The sequence below is a fragment of the Microbacterium sp. SL75 genome (assembly GCF_026625865.1).
Taxonomy (GTDB): domain Bacteria; phylum Actinomycetota; class Actinomycetes; order Actinomycetales; family Microbacteriaceae; genus Microbacterium.
Genome location: NZ_CP113067.1, coordinates 1,701,074 through 1,723,088, shown reverse-complemented (window position 1 = coordinate 1,723,088; position 22,015 = coordinate 1,701,074). Strand labels below are relative to the sequence as shown.

Sequence of the window (22,015 nt, the reverse complement as noted above, 5' to 3'; positions counted from 1 at the left end):
ATAAAACAAACAGTGTATGTTTACCGCCATGACCACCGAGGACTTCACCGTCGTCGAAGCCGACGTCGCCCGCCTGCGCGCCACCCTCGACTCCGGAACCGTCACGAGCGTCGAGCTCGTGGCCCGCTACCTCAACCGCATCGCGGCCTACGACCGGGCCGGCATCCGCCTCAACGCCGTGCCCGTCCTGAACCCGCGCGCGTTCGCGCAAGCCCGCGATGCCGACCAGCGCCGAGCCCGGGGCGAGACACTCGGCCCGCTCGACGGCATCCCGTTCACCGCGAAGGACAGCTACCGCGTCACCGGATTGACCGTGGCCTCGGGGTCGCCGGCCTTCGCCGACCTGGTGGCGGGCGACGACGCCTTCGCGATCGAGCGACTGCGCGCGAGCGGGGCGGTGTTCCTCGGACTGACGAACATGCCCCCGATGGCCGCGGGCGGCATGCAGCGCGGCGTCTACGGCCGCGCCGAGTCGCCCTACAACGCCGATTTTCTGCCGTCGGCGTTCGGGTCGGGCTCTTCCAACGGGTCGGGCACCGCCACTGCGGCCAGCTTCGCCGCCTTCGGCCTCGGCGAAGAGACGTGGTCGTCGGGCCGCGCCCCCGCCTCGCACAACGCGCTCGTCGCGTACACCCCGTCGCGCGGGGTGATCTCGGTGCGGGGGAACTGGCCGCTCGTACCGACCATGGACGTCGTCGTGCCGCACACCCGCTCGATGGACGACCTGCGCGTCGTGCTCGACGCGATCGTGGCCGACGATCCGGTGACCGAGGGAGACCTCTGGCGCTCGCAGCCCTGGATCGCCCTGCCGCGTCCCTCCGAGGTGCGCCCCGCGTCGTTCAGCGAGCTCGAGCCGCTGCCGCTCGCGGGGCTGCGCCTCGCCGTCCCGCGCATCTACATCAACGGCGACCCCGACAACGAGTCACCGATCGTCACACGAGACAGCGTCATGCGACTCTGGGGCGATCTGCGCACCGACCTCGAAGCCGCGGGCGCCGAGGTGGTCGAGACCGACTTCCCGGTGGTCGACCGGTACGAGAAACTGCACCCCGGCGACGAGGACTTCCTCGACCGCGGCTTCGTCACCCGGGAGTTCCTCGACGCCGAGGTGGGAGACCTCGCCGTGTGGGCCATGGACGCCTTCCTCCGCCAGAACGGCGATCCGGGGCTGAATCGTCTCGCCGACGTCGACGCGGCGCGCATCTTCCCCCACCCTGCGGGAGCCCTCCCCGACCGCTACGGCATCTGGCACTACGACATCTCTTACGACATCGGCGACTACGTGGCACGGGCCCGGGAGTGGGAGCCCGACTGGCGCGAGGTGGCGAGCCTCGAAGCGGGCCTGCGCGGCCTCGAGCACACCCGCCGCGTCGACTTCGAGGAGTGGATGCAAGAGGGCGGCTTCGACGCCGTCATCTTCCCCACGCAGTCCGACGTGGGCCCCGCGGACGCCGATGTCGCCCCCGGCTCGGCTGACATCGCATGGCGTAACGGCGTCTGGGTGTCCAACGGCAACCTCGTCCCCCGCCATCTCGGCATCCCGACCGTGACCGTGCCGATGGGCACGATGGACGACACCGGGATGCCGGTCGGCCTGACCATCGCCGGTCCCGCGTACAGCGACTCGCGGCTCATCCGGCTGGGATCGGCCGTCACCGCTCTCGGCGAGCGCCGCACGACGCCCCCGCGCACGCCGGCGCTGCCCGACGAGGCCGTCTTCACCACGACGCGACCGGTCGCCGCGGGAGGCCTGCGGGTCGTCGTCGATGCGGTCGAGACCGAGACGGACGGCGACGAGACCGTGGTGCGCTTCAGCGCCACCGTGACGGGCGGATCGGCTCGCGACACCGCCGCCTACGTCGACGGCGCCCGCGTCGAGGCGAACCTGGACGGAAGCCGCCTCCGCGGCACCGCCCGCGTCTCTGCCGCGGCGCACGCGAGCGCCGCGAGCCCCTGGATCGCCCCCTACGGCCCCCTTGTCGTCGTGGTCGTCCGCGACGAGGACGGCGCCGTCGCCGGCGACCTCGCCACCACCGCCAGCTCCCCGCTCTGACACCGCACCCCAGAAGGAACACCACATGTGGCGCATGCCCGCAGAATCCGCCCCGCACGAGCGCACCTGGATGGCGTTTCCCCGCGAAGGCATCACCCTCGGGGAGGGCGCGGAATCCCGTGAGCAGGGCTACCGGGCCTGGACCGACGTCGCGCACGCCGTGCGGCAGTTCGAGCCGGTGACGATGATCGTCGACCCCACCGAGGTGGCTCGGGCCCGCCACATGCTCTCCGCCGACATCGAGATCGTCGAAGCCCCGCTCGACGAGTTCTGGATGCGCGACGTGGGGCCCACCTTCGTCGTCGACCCCGACCGCCCGGGTGTCCTCGGCGCCGAGGACACCCGGGCGGTCGACTGGATCTTCAACGGGTGGGGCGCACCCGGCTGGGCCGAATGGCAGAAGTCCGCCGGCATCGCCCGCGTCGTCGCCGAGCACGCGGGAGCCGAGCGCATCGACTCTCTCCTCGTCGCCGAGGGCGGCGGGCTCCACGTCGACGGCACCGGCACCGTCCTGCTCACCGAGACCGTGCAGCTCGACCCGCGCCGCAACCCCTTCGCCGACCGTGCCCGCGTCGAGGCCGAGATGACCCGGACGATCGGCGCGACGGATGCCATCTGGCTCTCGCGCGGCCTGACCCGCGACTACGACGACCTCGGCACCAACGGGCACGTCGACATCGTCGCCACCTTCGCCGCGCCCGACCATGTTCTCCTCCACGAGCAGACGGATGCCTCCCACCCCGACTTCGAGGTGTCACGTCTCGTGCGACGCGAACTCGAGACCGCGTTCGCCGAGCGGGGCCGCAGCGTCACCCTCACCGGCATCCCGGCCCCCTCCGCGCTTCGCGACGACGAGGGGTGGCTCGACTGGAGCTACATCAACCACCTCGTCACCAACGACGGAGTCGTGCTCTGCGGCTTCGGCGACGACGCGTCCGACGCGCGCGCTCGCGAGATCATCGCCGACGCCTATCCGGGCCGGCGGGTGGTCACGGTCGACTCGCGGCCCATCTTCGACCGAGGTGGCGGCATCCACTGCATCACGCAGCAGCAGCCGCGGGTGTCATCCGCCCGGGCGGCGGGTTCGCGGTGATCAGCCGCGCGAAGCGCCGCCGTGGCGCGCTCTGCGCAGTGGCGAAAGCGCGATGACCAGCGCGGCGAGCACGAACAGGCCTGCGCTGATGCCGAGCGTCACCGGAAGGCCGAGCGAGGTCATGAGCACGCCCGCCAGCAATGCGCCGACGAAGAAGACACTGCGATTCACGGTGCGACGACTGCCGATGGGCAGGACTACCGAGCGGCGACATCCCCCTCGGGGATGCGGAACTCGTCCACGGTGCCCCGGTGTCCGCAGCCGCCTCGATCTTGGTGGCACTGAATGGGCTCGTCTCCGCGGAACCCGTCCGGCGGGTCGCCGATGCGGCCGGGCGCGTGGTCGGTGATCGACCGCGCGGATCCGGAGATGTCGAGGTCGCCGTCGAGCACCACGCTGACGGTGATCTGGACCGCGAACGCCCTCTCGTTCGAGCAACGCGGGCAGCGGACGCCGGCGAGGCGCTCTGTGCTCTCTCCCGCGGCGCTCTCCGCCTCGGCTGCGGCGATGGCGTCGGCTCCGTCCTCGGGCTTTCGATACACCGTGAGCTCGTCCGCGCAGTCGTAGGTGAATCGGGTGATCTGCCCCGAGGGATGCCGCTCGGAGATGCGGCGCGTCCACGGGCTCTCGGCATCGATCCCGACGACCTCCGAATCGGTACCGACCACCACATCCCCCGTTCGGAGGTCGAACACCGGAAGAGTCACGACGGGGTAGATGCGGTACTCGTGGGCGGCGGGGACGGTCATGCTGCAGCTCCGATCGGAACGGGGGCGTGGACGTCGCGGGTCAGCGGCTTCGCGCACCATCGGGGTGGCCGGAAGGGTCCACCCCGACTATCGGGGCATCGGCACGACTGCGTAACGAGCCGTCGGCGACCTGAGCCGGTGGGGCGCGCGGGGCACAGCGGTTGCATTCGGCTGCTCCACGCTCGCCGCTAGTCCTCGGGGTCCACCCGCTCCGGGACCACCGACCACATGTATCGCGCGCGCCGCAGATCGCCTTCCTCGGAGCGATCGGCGCTCAACGCCTCGAACTCGTCGAACACCTCCTGAACGCGCGCCTGCAGAAGGCCGACTTCGCCAGGACTCAGGAGGAGCTGACCGGTCGCCATCACCATGTAGACGATGTCGGCGTCCGGTGCGCGGACCGACCGAGCCGCCAGCAGCTCCTCCATCCGCTGCCGCACCGGCATCAGACGGGAGTCGATCAGCACCATCCGCTGCACCGCGTCGGACTCGACGCTGGCCACGAGCGAGTAGCTCGGAGCCGCGGGCACCCACGGCCGCTCGCGCGCATCCGTCGACTCACCGCGGCGGATGAGGCCCGTCGACTCCACCGCGCGGAGGTGATAGCTCATCGCGCTGGGCGTCAGACCCACGAGGTCAGCGAGTTCGGTGGCGGTGGCCGGCCCCTGTCGACGGTAGAGCTCGTCGACCGCCACCAGGCGAAGCGGGTTGGCCATGGCCCGCACCGCGCGAGGGTCGGAGATGATGAGGGTCTGACCGGCCATGAGACCACAGTCTGCCGCCTCGGCGAGCGCCGCGCACCCCGAGGGGGGCGCGACGCTCGCGACAGAGAGGCTCACTCTGGGCGACGGCGGCGCCGGACCAGGACCGCGCCTGTCCCGACCGCGGCGGCAGCGACGGCGGCGAGCAGCGCGAGCGCTGAACCGTCCAGACCCGTGGATGCCAGGCCCGGGCGCGACGTGCTCTGACCGGAGGCGTGGGTCGCCCCGTCCGTCGGCGACGGTGCGGAAGGAATCGGCGCTGACGCAGACGGCTCCGGCGTCGGGGCGCCCGCCGCAGTGGGCGTCACGATCTCGGCGCGCGCGTCACCGTCACCGAGCAGGTGCAGCACGAGCACCCGGGGCAGCGTGTCGCCCGTCCGGCTGACCGTGAGCGAGCCGGGCTCATCGGCGAACAGCGCGGTCCCGGTGTCACCGAACGCCATCTCCGGCGCGTAGGCGTCGATCGTGGCCGCCGACGTCTGGTCGACGAGCGCGCTGCGGTATCCGCCGTCGAACGCCGGGTTGTAGAACGAGCGCGTCTGCGCCAGGTACCGGATGGTCGTCTGCGTCGTTCCCGCCGTGTAGCCGAGAGCTTTCAACGATGTCGACATCGTCACCACGCTGTTGTCGTAGACGTTGGTGCCCTGGTCACCGAACAGGCCGTTCACCGGACGCTCCTCGACCACATTGCCCGTGACGGCATCCACGGTCATGGCGACGGGCATGTCGCCGTCGGCGCCGGGCTGCACCTGCACGACGAAGTCGGCCCGCGTATCGCCGTTCAAGTCGAGCTGCACCATGGGCCACGTGAGGGGAGACAAGCGCGCCCACTCCCCGTCCATCTGCACGCCGAAGGTGAGGACGCCTTGCGTCGGATCAGCCAGCAAAGGAGCCGTCGACGACGCGCCGACCGCGAGGATGTCCGCGCTCTCGAGGGTGCGCTGTGCCGAGGTCGCGGGGAAGGTGTCGTCGGGGTCGGTCGCACCCAGGATCAGGGGCACCATGACCGACCGGTAGCGCTCGGTCCCCTGCCCCTGGTCGAGCCCGCGTCCGGTGATCGCGAGTGTGCCCGCCGATCCGTCGAAGGTCACACCCGCGGTCCGGGTCTCGGAGTACGGACGCGGTGCCGCGTACACCGAGAGACGCACGGGGAAGGTGCCCCTCGGACCGGTGGCCTCGACGACGCCGGAGGCATCGGCGAGGTACTGCCGCGGGGCGCCGCCCGTCTGAGCGGACATGGTGGGATCGAGGGTGCGGCGAAGGGCGCCGGGGTCGGCGATCCGCAGCGTCAGCGTCACGGCGACGCTTCCGCCCGCGGGGACCGTCACGGTCGCGGGACTCACGTCGTACGCGACGCCCGGCGTCTCGGTGCGCGGGGAATAACGCAGGTCGAGGGTCGTGGCATCCGTCCCGTCGTTGCCGACGCTGACCGCGCGGGTGAGGACGACCGGCTCGGTTCCGACGTCGACCACGCCGAACGAGGCGCTGAGCAGCTCTCCGTTCTCTTCCGATCGGAGGCTCACACCGCTCTCGACGGCCGCGAGCGCATCGACGCGACCCGTGCCCACGCGCGCGGGTCCGTACGCGCGCGGGTCGGCGCCCGCCGTGACGATGTCGTGGGCGGCGGTGTTCATCACCTGCTGCTTGACGCGCTCGGCCGACCAATCGGGGTGCTCTTGGACGACGAGCGCCGCCACACCGGCCGTGTGCGGTGAGGCCATCGACGTGCCGCTCATCACCTCGCGGCCGGACCCCGTGCCGTTGCCTGCGGACACGATCGAGACGCCCGGCGCCGAGACGTCCGGCTTGAGGACGTCGTCGATGGATCCGTGGGTTCCCCGGGAGGTGAAGGATGCCGCGGTGTCCACGCGGGACGAGTCGAACACCTCGACCGTGCGACGCAGGTCGGAACGCAGCTCGATGGTCAGGCGGTCCTGTTCCATCGCCGGTCGCAGCGCGTCGGTGTCGGAACGGGTGAGCTGGGCACCGGGGATGTCGGTGTTCCCGGCAATTCCGTTCTCGAACGAGTCGGCCTGACTGGTGAGCACGACGCCCACTGCTCCGGCATCCGTGGCGTTGGTGAAGCGCACGGCGGACCCGCAGGCCACGTCGGCGTCATCCCACTCGAGCCAGACGATCTGACCCGCCACCCGCTGCCGATCGACGGCGCTGAAGGCACGGCATCCGTCGGCGTTATCGGGGTCGGTCAGTGCGGTGACGTGCGCCGTCACGTCGAAGGCCCACGAGTACTGCTGCGCGTATTGCACGCGGATCTGTTGCGCGGGATTCTGGGCCGGGTCTCCGATGACGGCACGCGCGGCGTCGGCGAGGCCGTACCCGCTTGCGGAGGCGGCGACGGTGAGCGCGCCCATCGCGGTGCCGGGGCTGCCGCCGACATCGACGACGTCGCCCGAGTTCCCTGCCGCGACGACGGGGAGCACGCCCGCATCGACCAGCACCTCCAGCTTGGCGTTGTCGGGATCGTCGATCGCGCCGTAGTTCGTGCCCAGCGAGAGGTTGACGACGTCGATCTCGGTTCCGGATGCCACCTTCTCCGCGATCCACTCCAGAGCCGCCCCGGTGAGAGACGTGCTTCCTCCGCCGTCGCCGAAGACCTTCAGGGCGATGAGACCCGCCTCCGGCGCCGATCCCGGGCCGATGAAGAACGACGAGCGCACGCTCTCGGACGACAGCGAGGAGTAGTCACCCTGAAAGGTTCGGGAGTCGCGGTCGACGCCGAAGCCGACGGCGGTTCCCGCCACATGCGTGCCGTGGTTGCCGCCGGGGCCGTCGATCGGGTTCGCGTCGGGCACGGGAACCGGGTCGTAGCCGGGGGTACCGGTAGCGCCGTTGTAGCTCGCGCCGGCGAAGTCCCACCCGCCGAGATACTTGTTCGCGTCGTACCACTCCGGTCTCGGGGCATCGGTAGAGGCGAGGGCCCGCGCGTAGACGTCGGTGGTCCCCGGACCGCCGAAATCGGCGTGCGTGTAGTCCACGCCGGTATCGACGACCGCGACGGTCACGCCCTTTCCGGTGCGCCCCGTCTGCTGCCAGGCGTCGACGGCGCGGGTGAGGGCGTCGGACGCCGCGTTGGCCGGATCGGTGCCGACCGCGGGGAACTCGATGGACTGCGGGACGATGCGGGAGATCTTCTCGACGTCGGGCCGCTCCGCGAGCTGACGCAGGGTGTCGACCTCGGCGCTCACCGCGACGCCCGGCACCGAGTACGTCGAGGTGTAGAGCACGGTGGCATCCGGATCGATGTCGGCCAGATCGCTCGCGACCTCGTCGGTGACCGCGGCGTTGCGCTCCGCGGTGTCGTCGGCGGCGACCCGCGCGGACGTCTCGGAGCCGCCCGCCTCCTCGGTCTTCGTGCGCGCTTCGAGGGCACTGTCGCCCCGCGTCTGCACGAAGACGTCGACGGGTCCGTCGGCCGACAGGATCGAGTCGGGGAGGGCGACCGTGCTGCCGGGGCTGGCCGGGGCGAGAGCGATCTCGTCGAGACCGGCCGGCGCGGCACTGACTGGGGCCGCGGCGCCGAACGAGAGAGTCGTCGCGAGGATGCCGACTCCGGCGAGGGCACAAGCGCGCGAGCGCGCTGAACGTGGAGGGATCATCGTGTTCTTCCTGAACTCAGAGGGCGGGGACGCCGGGGACGGGGAGCGCCGGCGAGAGCATGTCGTCGTCGAAGGGGCCGGGCGCGGGGGTTGCCGTCGGTGACGGCGTCGGTGACGGGGCCGAGGGCGTCTCGGGGCGAGGCTGCGGCAGCGCGGGCGCCTCGGTGACCGGCGCGAGACGCGTCTCGGACGCTGCCGGGGGCGGGGTCGTGGCCATCGGGGCCGGCGTCGTCGTCTCGGACGCGGCCGCTGATGCGGTCACCTGCAGAGGAAGCAGCAGGTTGTACCCGATGACTCCCCCACCGGCCTCCACCCACACCGTGTACCCACCGGGAGCGATGACCTCGAGGGTCACGAGACGGAGAGACAAGCGCCCATCGTCGCCGACCGTGGCGTACGCGTCGGCCCCGGCGGTGAGCGGCTGTCGATTCCACCCGGCATCCCGCAACGAGACCCGGAACGAGGTACCGGGTGCGATGCGGCTCCCGGAGACGACGACGCCCTCGGCGGCGAGCGCGTCGGCCGCGACCGTCGCCGGCGCCAGCGCGATGTCGGAACCGGGGAGCGTAGGGCTCCCCGTGACGCGGAAACGGCCGACCGCGTAGTCACCGGTGGTCGTCGATCGCGCCGTGAGGGTGTACTCCCCCTCCGGAACGGACTTCGGGCTCGTGATCGCGTTGTCTTGGTGTCCCTCTCCGTTCGTGCGAGATACGCCCATCCGAGCGTTGTAGCCGCGCGAGGTCGTCAGCGTCAGTTCGTAGGTGTCGAATGGGAGGAATCCGTCCACCGCGAACCGCAGGCCCGGGTCGACCGAGAAGTCCGCGACCGAGATCTCGCCGACGGCGGGGGTCAGCGTCTTGTCTCGAACGCGCTCAGCACCCGCGGTCACCGTGAACGACCCCCCGCCTGCAAGCGCTCCGTCGAAAGACTGGAAGCTCAGCAGCCACGTGCCCACTTGAGCGTTCACGCTGGCCATCTGCAGTTCGTAAGAGAACTCGCCGTTCTCGTCGGAGTGCAGACCTTCGTCCTCACCGACGGCGATCATGCTGGTGTCGGGCATGCCGAGGTTGAAGAACACCTTCGTCATCGGGGGGAACCCGCTGGCGTGGATGACGACCGGACTGTCGAGGAAGGCGTCCTGGCTGATGGTCGACGGGTCGCTCGAGACGCTCAGACTCGGGTGGGCATTCGCCGTCACGCGCAACAGCGCCGAACCCGCCTCCCCCGTCGACGACGCCACGGTGATCTGAGCGAGACCGGCCTCGGGGTGCGTGTTCTCGGGGTCGACGTCGAGCGTCCGCACGCGCGTGACGATGGTGCCCTCGGCGTCGGCCGTGAGCGGCGCCCAGTGCTTGGCGTCGCCCGACGCGAACGTGATCCCCACGCGCACGGTGGAGCCGGGCGTCAGCCCGTGCGCGGTGACCTCGACACCGTACGCCCACAACCAGTACTGCTCGGTCTCGTCCTGATCGAGCGACACGGGGATGTCGGACACACCGTCGGGCGCGGCCGCGATGACGCGAGCGCCATCGATCGCGACATCTCCATCCCGCTCGGCGAGGGTGAACGACTCGGACCGGTCGAGATCCCACAGCGACGCGCTCACCGCGGACGCATCGGGACGAGCGTCGGCAGACGGCGGGTTCTGTGCGGCGGTGACCGTGCCGGCGACGCTGCCGACCAGTGCCACAGCGACGAGCGCGGCGGCGGCGGCGATCCAAGTTTTCTTCATGAGGGCCTCACGTGAGGGGACGGAATGCCCTTAGTGAAGCACGATGTGAAGGATTTTTTCAGATATTTTTTTCCTCGCGGCGCATTGTTTACACGCCCGACATAAGTGGGAATGACCTGACGTGACCCCCCGGCGACGGAGAGACCGAATCGCGGCCCATCTTGGTACGCCGTCTCCTCGAGCCGGTTGCCGCAGTGTCACCGCGCATAGTCGACCGAATAAAAAGAAGGCCCCGAATCCCGCATTTCTGCGGGAGTCGGGGCCTGCCCTGAGGTTCGAGAATCAGGGGGACGGCGCCAGTTGAGCGTCGGTCCGTTGCTGCAGGTATGCGCACAGCTGACCGGCCGCTCCGACTTCGGCGCCGAGGGCGATGAGGTCGAGCGATGTGCCGGTGAGATCGTTGGGCCGCTCGGTGAGGGTGGCCGCCCACCGCATGCTCTCGTCGAGCTGCAGGTACACGGCGGCGGGCGCGTGCCGCAGATGGACGAGGACGATGAAGGCGTCGGCGTTCTCCTCGTCGTCCTGGGGCAGGACGAGCGGATCACCGAGCGCGGGGACACCCGTCGCCACGAAGCGCGCGACCCACTCGGCGACAGTCGTCTGCGAGGGGCGCTGCGGGGCGGTCATACTCTGCCCGAATCGAGAAGGAGCCCCTGGAGCCCGACGGCCGCGTGCACCATCTGCGCCTCGATACGAAGGTGCGAGAGCATCCGACCTTCGACCCCGGAGAGGTGTCGCTTCTGGTAGACGACTCGGCCCATTTGCTCTCCTGGCGGGGTGGTTTTCGAAGGGTGGCGTGGCGCCGCTCCCCCGGCGGACAGGCTGCGCACCGCCTCTCGAGGATACCGCGACACCGGTGGCCGACGGCGGGCCATGAGGCACGTCTCGGCGCGCCCGGAGGCGCCGGTTCGGCCCCTTGCATCCCGTGGATGGCGAGGTCAACGTGTCGACGCACCGCGGCACTGACACGGTCCACACCCGCGCGCCGGTGCTTCCTGCAAAGCGGGCGCGGCCATTGCTCCGTGGACCGGCAGCGCGAGCCCCTTCACACACGGACGCGTGCGCTTCTCGTCCGAGTGCCGTGGAGCTCTCAGCGCTCGACGTCCTCCGAGCCTGGGAGGTCGGGGCCGCCCGGGCTGACGGGACGAGTAGGGCGGCCGCGGATGTCAGATCGAGGAACGCAGCAGTACCGAACGCGGTAAAAGGCGACAGCGTGATCCAAGCGCCGCGCGACTTGATGGCCGTGTTCAGGTATCTCACGAAAACAAGTCTCGTGAAAAAACCACCGCCGCGACCGTGCCGGCGAACAGCAGCCTCGGCAAGCGCACCGTGTGGTGTGTCGAGTGGCGCGAGCATCCTGACGCCGTGACCCGCCTCGCGGCGATCGCGGACGTCTGGGGGGAAATGACCGGCGCCGAGAACGCCGACTTGCACACGTTCCTGCGCGACGTGCTCGACCACCACATGCCGCGGCTGGTCGACCCCGAGAGTGGAGCGTTCGCCATGTGCAGCCACGGCCACCAGACCCCCGAGCCGATCACGACCGTGAAACGCGGTCAGGGCGCCCCGTCTACCGCTCCGCGGTAGGTGCCTGATCTCGGTCGACGCTCATCGTGACGCTCACGGCCTCCTTGTCGGCGCTGTCCGCAGAGTGCCGAGGCGTCCCGGATCTAGGAAAAAGATAGAGACCATCACTACGACCATTCCGGCGCCAGCCAGAAGGCCCTGCGGCGACTGAAGGAAGAGGGTGATGTAACCAAGCCCTGGCACGTGAGCGACGTATAGTCCGGCTGTCGTAACCGTGTACGGCTCGGGGTCGGGCTGAGCGTTCGCGTCACCTTTGAGTTCGAGTGTTGTACCGCCTGCTGCGGATTGAATGTTTACAACCCGGTGCGTTACCAGGCCCAGGTTCCGGGGTCGCTCTACCGTGACGATGTCCCCTACGGAGACGTCGCTTGCGGGCACGGGCCTGACGAACACGGCGGACCCAACGGAGAGCTCCGGTTCCATCGACCCGGATATAACGACGACGGGTCGAATACCCAAGATGAGCGCAACCGCGAACGCGACGATGCAACCGGCGCCGAGAACAGCCGCCGCGGTAAGAAACCCGGACCGCAACAACGCATATGCCCTGAGCCATTTATCGGCCGACGAAGCTCTCCTGCTCCGCCTGGTCTCGACCTTGGCCTCGGAGCTAGGGCTTGACCGATGCTGCATTGAACTTCACCGCCAAGGCTGATTGGCCACCATTGAGCGCCTCAGTTCCAGGTCCGTCGACGTAGGTGATTGTAAGGGTGAGGTCGCGAGCCGATTCTGGCCTGGCGGCGACGTAGTTGTCGCCTTCGGCGAGGGGAGCTTGTTGCCGTGCAGAAAGAACCCCGACTTGGCCTCGCGCATCTGCCCATGAAACATTTTCGAAGACGACGTCTCCGTCCACAGCTGCGGTGAACCGAAGGTGCGAGGTTATATTGGGAATGCTTGGCGAGACAGAGCCGTCCGTGTTGCGGAGGACGACCTGAAAAGTGGTGTCTGCCCCCAGCGATTCGGTGTTATTGAACACGGGGATGGTCGTTGTCACGGACCGGCCGGGAACGAGCGTTTCCGCCTCGGGCACGACCCAGTCGTAGCCTGACGCGTTGTCGGCCTGCTCCACTCTCCCCGAGGGCAGAACCACGCCGATGTCGAAACGACCCTGATAACCAATCCCGGCGGCGCCGAGGTTCAGGCTGGCGAAGTCGTTGTAGGAGGCCATTGTCACGCCTGCCGCTGTGACTCCCAGTCCAAGCGTGAGGGCACCAGCGGCGACGAGTACGCCAGGACCGTAGCGCCGAGGGGGCGAAAACTGTTTCATGAATCTCATCTCGATGCGAACGACAGGTCCCAGCTGATCTGTCGATTGGCTGTTTGGGTTCCAACGGGCAGGCCGATAGCCCCCTGAGGGTTGTACCCGCGCCCCCAATAGGTTCCGTTCTGGCGTTGCCACAGGTAGTACCCCTGACCTGCGGCGAATTGTGAGACGTTGGTGTCCACGACAACAGGGAGGACGGGTAGTTGTCCGTAATCGTCACTGGCGCCGTATCCCCATAGGGTCCCGTCCGGAGTGACGAAAGTTGCGCCGGTATAGCCGAACTGCATGGACGAAATGTTCGACAAGCTCGGGATTATTGCGGGGCTGGTCGGCAGGCCGCGTCCAGTTCGCGAGGCGTTACTGCCCCAGCTGAGCACATTCCCGTTTGACAAGGTCGCTGCTCCCATCCCGATGCCACCGTCGACCGCCGTGATGTACGAGGCGCCGGATGCGACGTTCTTCTTCATCCACGGGGACAGCGCGGTAACGAGGGCGGCGTTCGTGGACTGAGCTGTGCCGGGGGGGAGGCTGTTGGAGCCAGCGCCACCCCAGTAGTACACATCGCCGTTCTCGAGGATGGTGAAAAAGTTCGTGTACGCACCTTTGAGGTAGACCGGCCGGTTTCCGGCTACCGAAGGGTCCGGAAGGCCGGCGACTTTAGATGCGCCGGGGCCTGAGTTCCCCCCGTACCCGACAGGTTCACCCCAATTCCAGATGGATCCGTCTGCGCGAATGCCGGCGCCAGCGTTTTCTGTGGAAGAGATTGACAAGATCTGATCGAGTACTGGACCGGTCCCCGTCCATGCGGTGCCGATACGTATTTGGCGGGGGTTGTCGTTTGGTTTTGATGCGTCGGTGCCATCCCGCTGTGGATAAAGGCCCCAACCGTAAACCGTGCCATCTGCAGCGAGAGCGTTCGCGTTGTAAATACCAGAGGCGATCTGCTTGATCTGGCCGCCGGGCAGCGGAACCTGTTGAGGAGCGCGCTGACCTCCGGGGTTCCCCGCTCCACCGTTGATGGCCAGGCCTGTGAGCCCCCACACGTATACGTTTCCGTTGTTGCCGAGCGCGATTCCGGTGTCGACCATACGTGAGTTTCGGGCGAGGCCTGGCTGGAATGGTGCGACGGCCTGGACCGACAACGAGTCGGTGCGGGCGTAGGTGGAGTCCACATATGCGGAGGTCGTGACGCCGACGCTGGCAACGATGGCTGCGGCTCCCAGTACGCCTACTGTCGCCACCGTGAGACGTGTTTTCATTCGCAGAGAAGAGGTCATTGGTTTCTCTTTCTGCGGGCAATCAGAATGATTGCACCGCAAAGCACCAGGGGGACTCCAAGGAGGAGAAGGAGGCCAGTAGTGAGGTTGCTGCCGGTGATCGCAAGCTGTGAGGGCGCGGCGGTGGTACTTTCCGCGTGGAAGGTGAGTATGAGGTTGCCGCTCGCGTTCTGGTAGCGATTGTCTGCGGATGCCGGCAGAGTCACCGAGCCTTCGAGCGCGTAATTGCTCCTCCCCGCGAGGTTTGGGAGAGTGATGCTGGAACCGAGCACGTTGGCGACGGGCCCGGAGAACACCACCGTTCCGTTGCGGGGGTCTTTCAGGTCTAGTTGCAGTGGCGTTGGGCCGTCGAATAGTTGTGCCGATTCTCCTGTGACAGACAGGGTGAGCGGCACGGTTTGGTCGGTCACGCTTCTGACTGACATTTCCCATGCCCGGGATTGTCCGGGGCCGGGTGCGTCGAGGGCGATCACGCTGGGATCCGCTTCGATCAGCCGCCCTGCGGCGGCCGCGGCGCCGACTGGCGTGAGAACCATGATGAGGGCGAGTGCGAATGCGGCTGCTTTCGGGAATCTCATCGGCTTGTTCCCTTCGCGCTAGCGCCGATTTGCGTGGTCTTCCCCAGGGAAGCCACGCCTGTTCCGGGAGCGATGAGGATGTCGTACCTGACGTCGACGCCGTCACCAGGAGCGACGTTGGGGGCGGTGACGGCAGCAGCATTTAGTTGGTCCGCCGTGGCTCCGGTAACGGCGGGAGTGCTCGATCCGTTGATGTAGATGGTGAACCGCAGGTTGTGGAACAGATCGCCTTCCCCGGTGTCGTCGGGGTCGAACACCTGAAGGAGAAGGTCACCGGGGACACCGGGATTGCGGTTCTCAAAGCGCACGTCGAGACGTACGGGCGAGCTTTCGGAAAGTGCGGTTCCGGTGGTGAGGGGCAGGACTACGGCCGCGGTTGGAGTAGCGGCATCTTGCAGGTTTCCTGAGGCATCTTTTATGGCAATGTCGAAGCGGTTGGGGTTTCCGACACCGGAACCGGGTGTCCCCGTTCCGAAGTTCAGGGTTGCGTGGTCGGTGAAGGCCGCGGACGTGGCGGCGACGCCGAGTGCGCAAAGAATTCCGAGACTGAGGATCACTCGACGCCGGCCGCTCCGGGTGGTGGGGATTCTGGTCATGGTGTCACCCCGGAGAAGTTGAATTGAACGTCCGTGGAGGCCATTTGCCACCGGTTGTCTGCATCGGGTGACATTTCGATACGGACGTCGAGCACGCGGATGCCTCCTGCTGGAAGGGCTGCGTTCCACGCGAAAGGAGGAAGCTGGGTTGCGGGGACATGGTCAAAGATGACCGTGTCCCCGTCCTTGACTGTGAAGATGAGTTGCTCGAACAGCTCCTGGAAGTTGCCCGTCTGAGGGTCAGTGACGTCGCCGCGAGCCTGAGGATCGAGGATGCTTAGTTCGATGAGGCCTGCGAGCCGTGGCGAGTTGTTCCTCACCGCGATCCGCCCAGAGATGCTTGACCCCGGGGACATCACGTTGGATTGGCCGGGCCCGATGGGCAGACGGTAGGCGTCGGGGTTTCCCTGCTGCCAGGAGTCTGCCGTGGGCTCCCACGTCGAGGCCTCACTTGAGTAGTTTCCTGCCACGTCGAGGTCGAAACGGTTCTGAGAGCTGTCCATCTGCACCAGAACGGTTGCGCTGTCGCTGAGGGCCGCGGCCGTGACCGTGAGGCCTGCCATGCCCAGTGCTCCGAGGCTTAGAACTAGCCTCATTTGGCCTGTCATACGTGTCCTCATTTGCGCCTTCTGAGCCGTTGAGAGGAGGGGTCGCCCGGGCGAGGTGGTTGATTCCCACGAGTTCGGGGGAGAGCGCCGTGGTGGTGTTACCTCGTAGGTGCGGACGGCCCCTCGTTGGTGCGGTGCCCGGCCCAGAGCCGTGGGCCGGGCACCGCGGTCTGTGGTTACGGCTTGACGGAAGTACCGTCGAAGTGGGCCTGGACGTAGGAGACCTGACCCTGGAGGGCGTTGTTTGCGGCTTCGCTGCCCTGGTCGGGAAGGGAGATCGAAACGTTCAGCGTGCCCGTGGCGCCGGTGGCGTAGACGCCGAGGTCGAGGTTGTCGACGGCGGCCTGGGTGACGTTCGTCACCAGGGCAGTTCCATTCAGCGAAACCGTGTAGCGCAGTGCAGTAGCAATCTCCGCGCCGGAGGTGCGACCAGGGCGGTCCTGCAGGCTGAAGGCCATATCGGCGCTCAGTGCGGGCGACTCGTTACGGAAGGGGATGTCGACAGAGACAGTGTCGCCGGGCGTGAGCAGGTCAGCACCGGGGACGTTGATGTTGACACCTTCTGCGGTGTTTGCTTCCTGCCAGGTCCCGGGGACGGGGTTGCCGTTCGCGTCGGTGCCGACGACCTGGATGTTGAAGCGGTTGTTGCCGCCCACGCCGGAATCGTTGGTGCCGTTGCCCAGGTTCAGGTTGGCGAAGTCGGTGAACGCTGCGGCGGTCGTCAGCGCGCCGGCTGCGAGGAGCGTTCCGACGGCGAGGACGGCGCGCTTCTTGCCGCGCGAAAGCTGTGTGGTGTTCATGCGGTTTCCCTACTTTTGGCACGCCGAAGCGCGCGTGATGAATGAGGCCCGTGAGCGTCGAGTTCCCGCTCCTGGTGCCGTCTGTGTGTGCTGCCGACAGCAGCTTTGTCACACCGTTTGAGGAAAAATTTTTCCGATGGCCCGATTACTCGCAGGGCGGTTTGCGCAACACGGGCGCGGAACGTGTGAGGCGTGAACCGACCAAAAGCGCCACCGCGCCACCGAGCGCTGTCAAAGCAAGCACGGCGCCGTCCGTTCCGGTCGCCGCGAGCTCATCCGGTCGATCCGTCGTGCCCCCGACTGCGATCCCGGAGGGTGCTGTGTCCGCCACCCAGAAAATTGTCCCGAGTGTGACATTTGCGTGCTGATCTGTATCCGTGACACCACGGGTGACGTCGTGATGAATTGCCAACGTCTCGCCCGGGTTGATCGGCCCGAGATATGTGATTCCTGATCGGCGCGTTTCGACGTGAGGAAGGGTTACCTGTCCGGCGCCCCATCGCATGGTCAGAGCCAGTGAGGGTGGAGCGCTGTCGGCGGACGACACGTCCTGCATCCAGGTGCTCGCGAAGAGGTAGCGGGTCCCCTCAGACGCCGATGTCACCTCGGCCGCCCATTGGATCGTCTCACCCGGCGCGGGGAGGGGGACCGCCGAGGGTGCTTGAGCAGCAAGCGTCCCCGTTGGTGGTGCCGACGCTCCCGGCGTCATGGGAACGGGTTCGGGACGGGGAGCGGGTTCAGGGACACCGGAGAGAGCAACCGCGCCGAGGGCGACCGCCGTAAGAAGGCCCGCCAATGTTGCCAGCATGCGCCGCGGAGAAGTTTTCGATTGCGCGTTTGCCGAGGGGGCGTCCCCGACGATGGTTAGGCCTGTTCCGATGCCCCCCAGCACGATGGCGAGTACGAGTGTCGCACCACCGCGGCCCAGGTCCTGGCGGATCGTGCTCACCAGCGGGGGGCATGAAGGGCAGTCGATGACGTGTGCGTCATAGGCACGGCGCGCCCGAGCTCCAGCGGTGCCCATGATCACCCGGGCAAGAGTGGGAACATCAAACCCGCATGGCGGCGGTGTAGCCGAGAGGAGTTCCGCGACATACGCCACGCGTAGGTCTCTCCTGGCGCGAGACAGCAGAGTCGTGGCATTCGTAACCGAGATCCCCTCCGCCTCGGCAATCTCGCGCGCAGAGGAACCCTGAACAGTTGCGGCGAAGAGGTACCGTTGCTGCACAGAACTCAGCGCAGCAAACGCTCTCGCAGCAGTTTGACGCAACTGACCGTCCTCCACCCGCAACAGCTCAGCGGAGTCGACCGGGACATCAAGTTCGTCGTTGAAACCGGTCAATGTCCGCCGCTGCTCCGCAACCGCCTGAGCGTGCAAGTTCCGCGCCATCGCGTGCAAGTAGGCGCGCCTATTCTCAATCTGAGAAAGCCGCTCTTCGTCGAACGAAAGAAGAAGCGCAAATGCAGCCGACGTAACGTCGTCAGCGTCCGAGCGCGAGGCACCATTGCGCCGGAGATTTCGCCGAATTTCGTCAGCGAGCGTGACGTAGGTCTGGGTGAGCCAGTTGGAAAGTTCAGTGCGACTATCAACCATGGCATGCGCCTACGGAACCACGGGGGAACGCGACGCCCCGCTGGAGCAGCGAATGAGCACGTTCGTACCGCACGTCTTTCTCCTCAGGTTGACTGAAGGTGTGGCGTCACCATCAACCTACCTGAACCCCCCTGCGCTAACGCAAATCTTCCTCAATCTGAACGGCGCGAAACAAAGCGGGTGACATGGAGGGATGGAGCTGCGTGAATTGCGCATCGAGCTGCTGCGCCACAGCGGCTGCTTGCCGGAGCAGGGCCAATCCTCCCTCAGTGAGCAAGAGGTTCGCTGATGCTCCCGGACGGTGCTGTTCGGCGACCACCAAGCCGCGTTGCTTAAGGCCTGCAACGATGGAATGTGCACTTTGGACGGACACGCCGTGCGAGCGCCCGACGTCGCTTATGGACAGGCCTGGCGACTCCCACAGATCGCACAGAACGGCGAATTGACGGGGTGTCAGCTCGAGGGACGTCAGATCGGACGCAAATCGGCGTTTCCACTCCCGTCCAAGGCTCAAAAGCGCCAGTGTCGGGCTCGAGCGCAGCGCGCCGAGAATATGGTCGGGCATCAATAAATTCTACGCGCCATGGGACCGGTCCCAGGTGGCTACGAAGGCTGTGTCCTGTCGACCCGCCTTGCTGATCTACAGCTCCGTGTCGTCGCAACGGTTCGCTATCCAAGGTGGGCTTTGAGGTCACACCAGTATCGAACCGTGGTCTAGCGGGGCTGGCACACTGATCACTCGTAGTCGGGCAACTTGAACGCGTCGGCGGGGGGACGGAACAGCCCCGCGGTCAGACGCCGCCCGACGCGTGACGCTGCCGCTCGCATCACGCCATGAAAGATTGCTCTTCCGGCGAGAGAACGGGGGTTCGCAAGTCGCGGGGCGCCTGGTGGGAGATCTTGTGCCCGCGTGACGAACGGGCGGAGGATTTCTTCATAGCGCTGTAAAGCTGTCTCAATATCTATGCCGCGCCCGAGTTCACCGGCTAGGACGTAGGCACCTACGAGCGAGAGGGTCGTACCCATGCCGCTGAGTGGAGACGCGCAGTAGGCGGCGTCGCCGACGAGCGCGACCCTACCGTGGTGCCATGTGTCGAGGTGCACCTGACCGACTCGATCGAGATACAGCTCATCTGCGTGCGCCATCTCGCGCAGCACGCGCGGAGCCTGCCACCCGGCATCGGCAAATCGCTCGCGCAGCGCGGCGCGCACACGACTCGGGTCGTCGTCTGTGGCAGCGCCCTCGTCACCACGGGTCGGGTAGGAAAGCGTGGCGCGGATTGTACCGAGGTTGTCGGGGCGCAGGGTGATGCTCCGCCCACCGGTGGCGGAATACCACCGCCACCAGTCGGTGTCGTCGGGCGTCCGGGGAATTGTCAGGTATGCCGTTGACATGTTCTTCGAGACAATCAGATCGGTGCCAGGAAAGATTAGTCGACGCGTACGAGAACGCATTCCCTCGGCGATCACGACGAGGTCGAACCGCTCTTCAGTTCCGTCGTCGAACGTGACCTGTATGTTGGTGCGACGCTCGTCGAGCGAGCGGATCGTGGTGCCGAAGAGGTAGGCGACGTGATCTTTGGTGAGGTCGAACAGAACTCGTGACAGTTCGCCGCGGAGAATCTCGAGCTCTGCCGTCGCCCCACCGGTGTCATCGCGCCCTGCTGGGAAGCTCGCTACGGTCTGTCCGCGCGTCCCGATGAACTGTGTTCCTACCTCGTGGGTGTTCCGCGCCCGGATTTCTTCCTCCACCCCCATGCGGCGCGCGACCTCGCGGCCGGCGCCGCGGATGTCGATGTTCTGCCCGCCCGTGCGGAGCTCGGGTGCCCGCTCGACGACAGTGACTTCCCACCCCGCGCGGTTCATCCAATAGGCCAGTGCAGGCCCCGCGATGCTTGCGCCGCTGATGAGGATGCGTCGGCGCGCGGTCATCGTGCCACCCCTGTCGTAGTCGTCGTGAACGCGGATGGCTCGCTTGCTGTCCGCTCCGTATGGTTTGAGGTGTCGGAGCCCGCTGGGCGCGACGGGATTAGGTAGGTGGCAATGACGCCAACGACTAGGAACCCGGCGGCGAGGAAGGCGCCGAACGCCACGGCATCCGTCATCGACTGGCGTGCCAGGTCGGCGACGTAGTCGAGGCCCGGAACTTGACCGATCGGCTCGATCGCCGCACCGGCGCTGTCGGTCACCGCATCTGCGAAGCCTTTCGCGTCGGAAGGGGCCAGTCCGCTGGCTTCGAGTTTGCCCTGGAGCGTGGTGCCCAGGGACGAGAAGAAGACGGTCGTGAGTGCCGCGATCCCGAGCGCCGAGCCGAGCTGACGGAAGGTGCTCTGGATGCCCGAACTCTGGCCGCCGCCCTCGGTGGGCACGTCGGCGAGCACGACGTTGGTGACCTGTGCGGTCGCGAAGCCGACGCCCACCCCGTAGAAGAAGAGAATGACCGCGATCAGCAGCCACGACGCGTCGGTGAGAGCGGCGACGAGGCCGAGGCCTGCGAGACCGAGCACCTCGAGGATCAGCCCGAGTCTCACGAAGGTCAGCGCACTGACGCGGTTCGAGAAGGGGAAGCTGATGCCGCTGGCGACGAAGCTACCGATTGCGATTGGAACGAGCGCGAGGCCTGCTTGCAGGGGCGAGTAGCCGAGGGTGAACTGCAGCCAGAGGGGAAGCACCGCGATGATGCCGAATTCGCCGAGCCCGATGATGAGGGTGGCGATGTTGCCGTTGCGGAATGACGCGATCGAGAACAGCCGCGTGTCCATGAGCGGCTGGTGGCGGCTGTCTGAGCGGCTGAGCCGCACCTGCCGCCACACGAACAGGGCGAGCACCAGCACCGCGGCGACGAGTGCGACAAAGGCGGGCGATAGACCGGAATCCCAGCGCCAGCCGAACAGGTCGGACGCACTCTTACTGACGACCCATCCATAGACACGGCCCTCGACGACCCCGAAGGCGAGCAGGCCGAGCCCGATGACAGAGAGGGCGGCGCCGAGACCGTCGACACCGCCGCGCGAGCGAGCGGACTGGGAGAGGAATAGTGCACCGATGACGACAATGACGATCGTCAACGGGATATTGATGCCGAACGCCCACCGCCACGAGACGTGCTCGGATAGCCAGCCGCCGAGCACGGGTCCGAGCGCCGTGGCGGCGCCGATCGTCGAACCCCAGACAGCGAAAGCTCTGCCGCGCGCCGCACCCGTGAACATCGCATTCAGCAACGCGAGCGAGGTCGGCAATACCGCGGCGGCTCCGATGCCCTGCAGAAAGCGGGCGAGGATCAAGATCTCGCCCGTGGGAGCGAGGCCCGCGAGCAGACTTGTGAGGCCGAAGACGACGACGCCGACAAGGAAGACGGTCTTCGCGCCGCGGAGGTCGGAGATACGTCCTACGACCAACAGCAGTGCGGCGAAGACGATCGCATACGACTCTTGGATCCACTGAGCCTGGCTTGAGTCGATGTTCAGATCGTTGATCACCGAGGGGGTGATGACGTTGACGATCGTCGTGTCGACGACGATCAGGGCGACACCCAGGGCTACGGCAACCAGACCGACCCATCGACGTGCGTTCTCGGACAGGGCCATCGCGCATCTCCTCAGATACTTTGATGATCAAATGATTCGACGAAAGAATAGCTTGATGGAGTGATAATCTGCAAGTCCGACCGCGGCACATCAGGATGGGAGGCCAACGTGGGCGACCA

The 22,015-nt window shown here is 67.1% G+C and carries 19 protein-coding genes and 1 pseudogene; 3 read left to right on the top strand and 17 right to left on the bottom strand.

Translation table 11 applies throughout. The features are described 5' to 3' along the window. Positions 1-28: 28 nt before the first annotated feature. Positions 29-1,702 (top strand): annotated as a pseudogene (locus tag OVA17_RS07985) (amidase); the annotation flags it as partial. Positions 1,703-2,087: 385 nt separating this feature from the next. Beyond that, positions 2,088-3,146 (top strand): agmatine deiminase family protein, encoded by a 1,059-nt coding sequence (locus OVA17_RS07980; RefSeq protein ID WP_324289877.1) that lies wholly within the window; start codon positions 2,088-2,090, stop codon positions 3,144-3,146. On the opposite strand, the gene OVA17_RS07975 is transcribed toward OVA17_RS07980, so the two are convergent. The 6 genes from OVA17_RS07975 to OVA17_RS07950 all read right to left on the bottom strand — a co-directional run bounded on the left by OVA17_RS07975 (position 3,147) and on the right by OVA17_RS07950 (position 10,632). Beyond that, positions 3,147-3,317: a hypothetical protein gene (locus OVA17_RS07975; protein WP_267786040.1), complete on the bottom strand. Its 171-nt coding sequence runs from the start codon at positions 3,315-3,317 to the stop codon at positions 3,147-3,149. Positions 3,318-3,343: 26 nt separating this feature from the next. Beyond that, on the bottom strand, positions 3,344-3,895 hold the full coding sequence (locus OVA17_RS07970) for a hypothetical protein (protein WP_267786039.1): 552 nt from the start codon (positions 3,893-3,895) through the stop codon (positions 3,344-3,346). Between the two features lie 188 nt (positions 3,896-4,083). After that, on the bottom strand, positions 4,084-4,659 hold the full coding sequence (locus OVA17_RS07965; RefSeq protein WP_267789325.1) for an ArsR/SmtB family transcription factor: 576 nt from the start codon (positions 4,657-4,659) through the stop codon (positions 4,084-4,086). A gap of 71 nt (positions 4,660-4,730) precedes the next feature. Beyond that, complete coding sequence (locus OVA17_RS07960) at positions 4,731-8,273, bottom strand: S8 family peptidase (protein ID WP_267789324.1); 3,543 nt, start codon at positions 8,271-8,273, stop codon at positions 4,731-4,733. 16 nt (positions 8,274-8,289) lie between these two features. Continuing rightward, positions 8,290-10,005: a hypothetical protein gene (locus OVA17_RS07955; RefSeq protein WP_267789323.1), complete on the bottom strand. Its 1,716-nt coding sequence runs from the start codon at positions 10,003-10,005 to the stop codon at positions 8,290-8,292. Positions 10,006-10,287: 282 nt separating this feature from the next. Further along, positions 10,288-10,632 carry a hypothetical protein gene (locus OVA17_RS07950; protein WP_267789322.1) on the bottom strand — a complete coding sequence of 115 codons (345 nt, stop codon included), beginning with the start codon at positions 10,630-10,632 and terminating at the stop codon, positions 10,288-10,290. A gap of 669 nt (positions 10,633-11,301) precedes the next feature. Between OVA17_RS07950 and OVA17_RS07945 the strand changes: the two genes are divergently transcribed. Further along, a complete protein-coding gene (locus OVA17_RS07945) occupies positions 11,302-11,592 on the top strand; it encodes a DUF4913 domain-containing protein (RefSeq protein ID WP_267789321.1) in 291 nt (96 codons plus the stop codon). Between the two features lie 33 nt (positions 11,593-11,625). Here the strand turns inward: OVA17_RS07945 and OVA17_RS16425 are convergent, their stop codons facing one another. The 11 genes from OVA17_RS16425 to OVA17_RS07895 all read right to left on the bottom strand — a co-directional run bounded on the left by OVA17_RS16425 (position 11,626) and on the right by OVA17_RS07895 (position 21,896). Next, positions 11,626-12,225: a signal peptidase I gene (locus OVA17_RS16425; RefSeq protein ID WP_369357995.1), complete on the bottom strand. Its 600-nt coding sequence runs from the start codon at positions 12,223-12,225 to the stop codon at positions 11,626-11,628. After that, on the bottom strand, positions 12,203-12,760 hold the full coding sequence (locus tag OVA17_RS07940; protein ID WP_267789320.1) for a hypothetical protein: 558 nt from the start codon (positions 12,758-12,760) through the stop codon (positions 12,203-12,205). Before OVA17_RS07940 ends, OVA17_RS16425 begins: the two co-directional genes overlap by 23 nt. 104 nt (positions 12,761-12,864) lie before the next feature. Next, on the bottom strand, positions 12,865-14,133 hold the full coding sequence (locus tag OVA17_RS07935; protein WP_267789319.1) for a hypothetical protein: 1,269 nt from the start codon (positions 14,131-14,133) through the stop codon (positions 12,865-12,867). Beyond that, positions 14,130-14,711: a hypothetical protein gene (locus OVA17_RS07930; protein WP_267789318.1), complete on the bottom strand. Its 582-nt coding sequence runs from the start codon at positions 14,709-14,711 to the stop codon at positions 14,130-14,132. Before OVA17_RS07930 ends, OVA17_RS07935 begins: the two co-directional genes overlap by 4 nt. Beyond that, on the bottom strand, positions 14,708-15,307 hold the full coding sequence (locus OVA17_RS07925; RefSeq protein WP_267789317.1) for a hypothetical protein: 600 nt from the start codon (positions 15,305-15,307) through the stop codon (positions 14,708-14,710). The genes OVA17_RS07930 and OVA17_RS07925 overlap by 4 nt, the downstream gene beginning before the upstream one ends. After that, positions 15,304-15,870 (bottom strand): hypothetical protein, encoded by a 567-nt coding sequence (locus OVA17_RS07920; RefSeq protein WP_267789316.1) that lies wholly within the window; start codon positions 15,868-15,870, stop codon positions 15,304-15,306. The genes OVA17_RS07925 and OVA17_RS07920 overlap by 4 nt, the downstream gene beginning before the upstream one ends. 221 nt (positions 15,871-16,091) lie before the next feature. Further along, positions 16,092-16,715: a hypothetical protein gene (locus OVA17_RS07915; RefSeq protein ID WP_115915803.1), complete on the bottom strand. Its 624-nt coding sequence runs from the start codon at positions 16,713-16,715 to the stop codon at positions 16,092-16,094. Between the two features lie 145 nt (positions 16,716-16,860). After that, on the bottom strand, positions 16,861-18,309 hold the full coding sequence (locus tag OVA17_RS07910) for an RNA polymerase sigma factor (protein ID WP_267789315.1): 1,449 nt from the start codon (positions 18,307-18,309) through the stop codon (positions 16,861-16,863). 136 nt (positions 18,310-18,445) lie between these two features. After that, positions 18,446-18,874 (bottom strand): MarR family winged helix-turn-helix transcriptional regulator, encoded by a 429-nt coding sequence (locus OVA17_RS07905; RefSeq protein WP_267789314.1) that lies wholly within the window; start codon positions 18,872-18,874, stop codon positions 18,446-18,448. Positions 18,875-19,044: 170 nt separating this feature from the next. Continuing rightward, entirely contained in the window at positions 19,045-20,241 is a 1,197-nt protein-coding gene (locus tag OVA17_RS07900) for an FAD-dependent monooxygenase (protein ID WP_267789313.1), read from the bottom strand. Then, positions 20,238-21,896 (bottom strand): DHA2 family efflux MFS transporter permease subunit, encoded by a 1,659-nt coding sequence (locus OVA17_RS07895; protein ID WP_267789312.1) that lies wholly within the window; start codon positions 21,894-21,896, stop codon positions 20,238-20,240. Before OVA17_RS07895 ends, OVA17_RS07900 begins: the two co-directional genes overlap by 4 nt. Positions 21,897-22,015: the final 119 nt, after the last annotated feature.

What these genes read in the sequence shown, in the direction of transcription:
- OVA17_RS07905 (WP_267789314.1), bottom strand. Translation starts at nt 18,874, where the DNA reads ATGCCCGACCATATTCTCGGCGCGCTGCGCTCGAGCCCGACACTGGCG.
- OVA17_RS07930 (WP_267789318.1), bottom strand. Translation starts at nt 14,711, where the DNA reads ATGAGATTCCCGAAAGCAGCCGCATTCGCACTCGCCCTCATCATGGTT.
- OVA17_RS07935 (WP_267789319.1), bottom strand. Translation starts at nt 14,133, where the DNA reads ATGACCTCTTCTCTGCGAATGAAAACACGTCTCACGGTGGCGACAGTA.
- OVA17_RS07940 (WP_267789320.1), bottom strand. Translation starts at nt 12,760, where the DNA reads ATGGCCTCCTACAACGACTTCGCCAGCCTGAACCTCGGCGCCGCCGGG.
- OVA17_RS07950 (WP_267789322.1), bottom strand. Translation starts at nt 10,632, where the DNA reads ATGACCGCCCCGCAGCGCCCCTCGCAGACGACTGTCGCCGAGTGGGTC.
- OVA17_RS07895 (WP_267789312.1), bottom strand. Translation starts at nt 21,896, where the DNA reads ATGGCCCTGTCCGAGAACGCACGTCGATGGGTCGGTCTGGTTGCCGTA.
- OVA17_RS07965 (WP_267789325.1), bottom strand. Translation starts at nt 4,659, where the DNA reads ATGGCCGGTCAGACCCTCATCATCTCCGACCCTCGCGCGGTGCGGGCC.
- OVA17_RS07955 (WP_267789323.1), bottom strand. Translation starts at nt 10,005, where the DNA reads ATGAAGAAAACTTGGATCGCCGCCGCCGCCGCGCTCGTCGCTGTGGCA.
- OVA17_RS07915 (WP_115915803.1), bottom strand. Translation starts at nt 16,715, where the DNA reads ATGAACACCACACAGCTTTCGCGCGGCAAGAAGCGCGCCGTCCTCGCC.
- OVA17_RS07970 (WP_267786039.1), bottom strand. Translation starts at nt 3,895, where the DNA reads ATGACCGTCCCCGCCGCCCACGAGTACCGCATCTACCCCGTCGTGACT.
- OVA17_RS07910 (WP_267789315.1), bottom strand. Translation starts at nt 18,309, where the DNA reads ATGGTTGATAGTCGCACTGAACTTTCCAACTGGCTCACCCAGACCTAC.
- OVA17_RS07960 (WP_267789324.1), bottom strand. Translation starts at nt 8,273, where the DNA reads ATGATCCCTCCACGTTCAGCGCGCTCGCGCGCTTGTGCCCTCGCCGGA.
- OVA17_RS07920 (WP_267789316.1), bottom strand. Translation starts at nt 15,870, where the DNA reads ATGGCAGGCCTCACGGTCACGGCCGCGGCCCTCAGCGACAGCGCAACC.
- OVA17_RS07900 (WP_267789313.1), bottom strand. Translation starts at nt 20,241, where the DNA reads ATGACCGCGCGCCGACGCATCCTCATCAGCGGCGCAAGCATCGCGGGG.
- OVA17_RS07925 (WP_267789317.1), bottom strand. Translation starts at nt 15,307, where the DNA reads ATGACCAGAATCCCCACCACCCGGAGCGGCCGGCGTCGAGTGATCCTC.
- OVA17_RS07980 (WP_324289877.1), top strand. Translation starts at nt 2,088, where the DNA reads ATGCCCGCAGAATCCGCCCCGCACGAGCGCACCTGGATGGCGTTTCCC.
- OVA17_RS16425 (WP_369357995.1), bottom strand. Translation starts at nt 12,225, where the DNA reads ATGCAGCATCGGTCAAGCCCTAGCTCCGAGGCCAAGGTCGAGACCAGG.